Source organism: Falsiroseomonas oryzae (assembly GCF_027856955.1).
GTDB lineage: Bacteria > Pseudomonadota > Alphaproteobacteria > Acetobacterales > Acetobacteraceae > Falsiroseomonas > Falsiroseomonas oryzae.
The window spans coordinates 1-3,135 of sequence record NZ_JAPSMD010000533.1 but is presented as its reverse complement, the minus strand read 5'-3'; the positions used below and the strand labels follow the sequence as shown (position 1 = coordinate 3,135).

Here is a 3,135-nt window from a genome sequence, read left to right as displayed (position 1 = left end):
GATGGCGGGTAGCCCGCCCAGGACCTCGCGGTGCAGGCGGCGCAGCAACCCGCCACGATGCGCAGCGTCGGTGCGCGCCAGGTAGTCCCGCGCCTGCGGCGGGCGGCCGTAGAGATGCACCGTCGCGACCGGCGGCCGGAAGCGCCGCGCCAGCGCAAGCGCCGCCGGCCCCGCGCCCAGGCCCTGGCGCAGCAAGCCGTTGCGCGCGCCCTTGACCTGGTACGCCAGGAAGCGCGGCAGCAGCGCCAGCGGATGCGCGCCGTGCTTCATCTCGATGTAGAGCCGGTTGCGGACGTAGTGGTGCCAGCGCGTGCCGCTCCAGGCCACCCGCGCTTCCGGGCTGACCTTGTGGCGCACTGCGATGTCGCCGCGGTAGCGGATGCGGTGCCCCATGTTGATCAGGCGCAGCGCGAGGTCGAATTCCTCCCAGGTAAAGAACAGCGCCTCGTCGTAGCCGCCCGCCGCCGCGAAGGCGGCGCGGCGCAGGGCATGGCCGGCGCCCACGAAGGTGGCGGCGTCGAAACTGCCGGCGGCCTGCGGCAGCAGCCCCGTCGGATAGCCCCAGGAGGAGAGGTCCTCCTCGCCGGTGTCATGCACCAGGATGCGGCAGGCGATGGCGGCCAGGTCGGGCTCCGTGTCCAGCGCCGCGACGGCGCGCGCCAGCGTGTCGGGCCGGGCGAATTCCGCATCGTTGTCCAGCGCGAAGACCACCCGCGCGCCGCCCAGCGCCGTGGCGCGGTTGCGGCCGCCGGCGACGCCGTGGTTGCGGGCCGCGCGCCACAGCGTGGCGTCGGTCGCGCCCTTAACCGCCCCAGCGATATCGGCCAGCGCCGTCGGCCGGCTGCCCTGGTCCAGGATCCAGACATGCTTCGCGACGCCCACCTGCGCGCGGGCGGAGGCGATGGCGGCCACCGTCTCCTCCGGCCGGTCCATGGCGAGGATGATGACGTCGGCATCGACCGGCGCGGCAGGGCCGGTCGCGCCGGCGACGTGCTCGGGCCGGTCGGGCGTCATCGCGGCGGCAATCGGAAGTCCGGCGCCGGGACAGCGAGGTAGGCCATCCGCTTGGTCTCCAGCCGGCCGCGCGTCACCGTGTCCAGGATCAGGCCGCAGGCGATCGAGAGGAAGGCGAGCAGCATCAGCCCGGTGGACAGGACCGCCGTCGGTAGGCGCGGCACCAGCCCGGTCGCGAGCCAGGTCTGGATGACCGGGATGGCGAGCCCGATCGACGCCAGCGCCAGCGCGAGCGCAGCGGCGCCGAAGAAGGGCAGGGGGCGCTCCCGGCGGACCAGCAGGCCGATCGCGTTCAGGATGCGGAACCCGTCGCGATAGGTGTTCAGCTTGGAATGGCTGCCGGGCGGGCGTTCGCGGTAACGGGTCTTCAGCTCGCCCACCGGCATGCGCAACTCCAGCGCGTGCACGGTGAACTCGGTCTCCGTCTCGAAGCCGGCGGCCAGCGCGGGGAAGGACTTGGCGAAGCGGCGGGAGAAGACGCGGTAGCCCGAGAGCATGTCGGTGATGCGGTCGCCGAACACCATGCGCACCACGCCGGTCAGCAGCCGGTTGCCGAGGCGATGCCCGGGCCGGTAGGCGGCCGCGGCATCGGTCACGCGGACGCCGGTCACCATGTCCAGCCGCTCCTCGAGCAGCATGCGGATCATCTCCGGCGCGTCGGCGGCATCGTAGGTGTCGTCGCCGTCCACCAGCACGTAGACGTCCGCCTCGATGTCGGCGAGCATCCGGCGCACGACATGGCCCTTGCCCTGCTGCGTCTCGCGCCGGACCACGGCACCGGCGGCGCGCGCGGCCTCCTGCGTGCGGTCGCGGCTGTTGTTGTCGTAGACATAGACCGTCGCTTCCGGCAGCGCCGAGCGGAAGGCGGAGACGACGCGCGGAATCGCGACTTCCTCGTTGTAGCAGGGGACGAGCACGGCGATCCGTGGCGCCCGGGCGGTATCCTCTGCCCAGGCTTCGGCCTCCCGCGGCGCCTGCTCGATGCGTGTCATGCCCCAGCCCTCCGCGGACCGCATCTCCGTCCCGTTCACAGGGCGTTACGCATGCGGACCACGACCAGCAAGGTGCGCAGAATGATCACGAAATCAAGCCACAGGGACCAGCCGGCGATGTATTCCAGGTCGCTCTCGACCCGCAGCAGGATCTGGGCCTCGGTCGGCGTCGGGCCGCGATAGCCGCGCACCTGCGCCAGCCCGGTGAGGCCCGGCTTCACCCGATGGCGCGCCGCGTAGTTCGCCACCACCTCCTCGAAGCGGCGGTTCCCGGCGCGGGTGCCGGGCGCGTGCGGCCGCGGCCCGACGAAGCTCATCTCGCCCCGCAGCACGTTGAACAGCTGTGGCAGCTCGTCGAGCGAGGTGCGGCGCAGGATCGCGCCGACCCGGGTGACGCGCGGATCGCCTGGGAGCACCTGGCGCCGCGCCTCGTGGTCCGTCTCCTCCGCGTACATCGTGCGGAACTTGAAGACATCGAAGGGCTGGTCGTTGAAGCCGATGCGGCGCTGGCGGAACACAACCGGCCCGGGGCTGTCGAGCCGCACGGCAAGGGCGATCAGCAGCATCGGCACGGCCGCGACCAGCAGCGCCCCGCTCGCCAGCACGTAGTCCGAGACGGTCTTCAGCAGCGCCGCGGAGCCGGCGATCGGCCGCGCGCAGAGCAGCGCCGGCATGGGCGGCTGCCCGTCGGTGGGCAGCCTCGCCGCCGCCAGGTCGGGCGCAAGCCTGACTTCCACGGGATAGGCCGCCAGCAACTCCGCAAGCGCCGCCACGCGCGCCTCTGACGACCAGGGGAGGGCGATCACAACCACCTCCACCTCGCCGCGCCGTATCATCGCCGTCAACTGCGGCAGACCGCCGAGCGCTGGCACGCCGGGCGGCAGATCCGCGGCGCGCATGCCCCGCTCGTCGAACAGCCCGAGGACATCCAGCCCCGCGGGGTCGCGACGCAGGGCGGCGACGAAGCGCGTCGCCTGGGGGCCGGACCCGAGAATCACCGCCCGCCGCGCGCTGCGCGGGGCGCCGCGCAGCAGCGCCGCCGTGCCGTAGCGTCCCGCTGCCAGGCCGGCCGCGCCGAATGCCGTCGCCATGACGAGCCAGGCCGCGTCGATCCGCCCGGCCGCGTCGA

At 73.2% G+C, this 3,135-nt stretch carries 3 protein-coding genes; all 3 read right to left on the bottom strand.

Translation table 11 applies throughout. The features are described 5' to 3' along the window. On the bottom strand, positions 1–1,014 hold a 1,014-nt coding region (locus OZN99_RS28355; protein WP_270938571.1), incomplete at its 3' end, for a glycosyltransferase family 2 protein. Then, the gene (locus OZN99_RS28350) at positions 1,011–2,006 is read right to left on the bottom strand and encodes a glycosyltransferase family 2 protein (RefSeq protein WP_270938570.1); all 996 of its coding nucleotides are present in this window, start codon (positions 2,004–2,006) and stop codon (positions 1,011–1,013) included. The genes OZN99_RS28350 and OZN99_RS28355, both read right to left, overlap by 4 nt. 35 nt (positions 2,007–2,041) lie before the next feature. Beyond that, a partial coding sequence (locus tag OZN99_RS28345; protein ID WP_270938569.1) for an exopolysaccharide biosynthesis polyprenyl glycosylphosphotransferase occupies positions 2,042–3,135 on the bottom strand: 1,094 nt, incomplete at its 5' end.

What these genes read in the sequence shown, in the direction of transcription:
- OZN99_RS28350 (WP_270938570.1), bottom strand. Translation starts at nt 2,006, where the DNA reads ATGACACGCATCGAGCAGGCGCCGCGGGAGGCCGAAGCCTGGGCAGAG.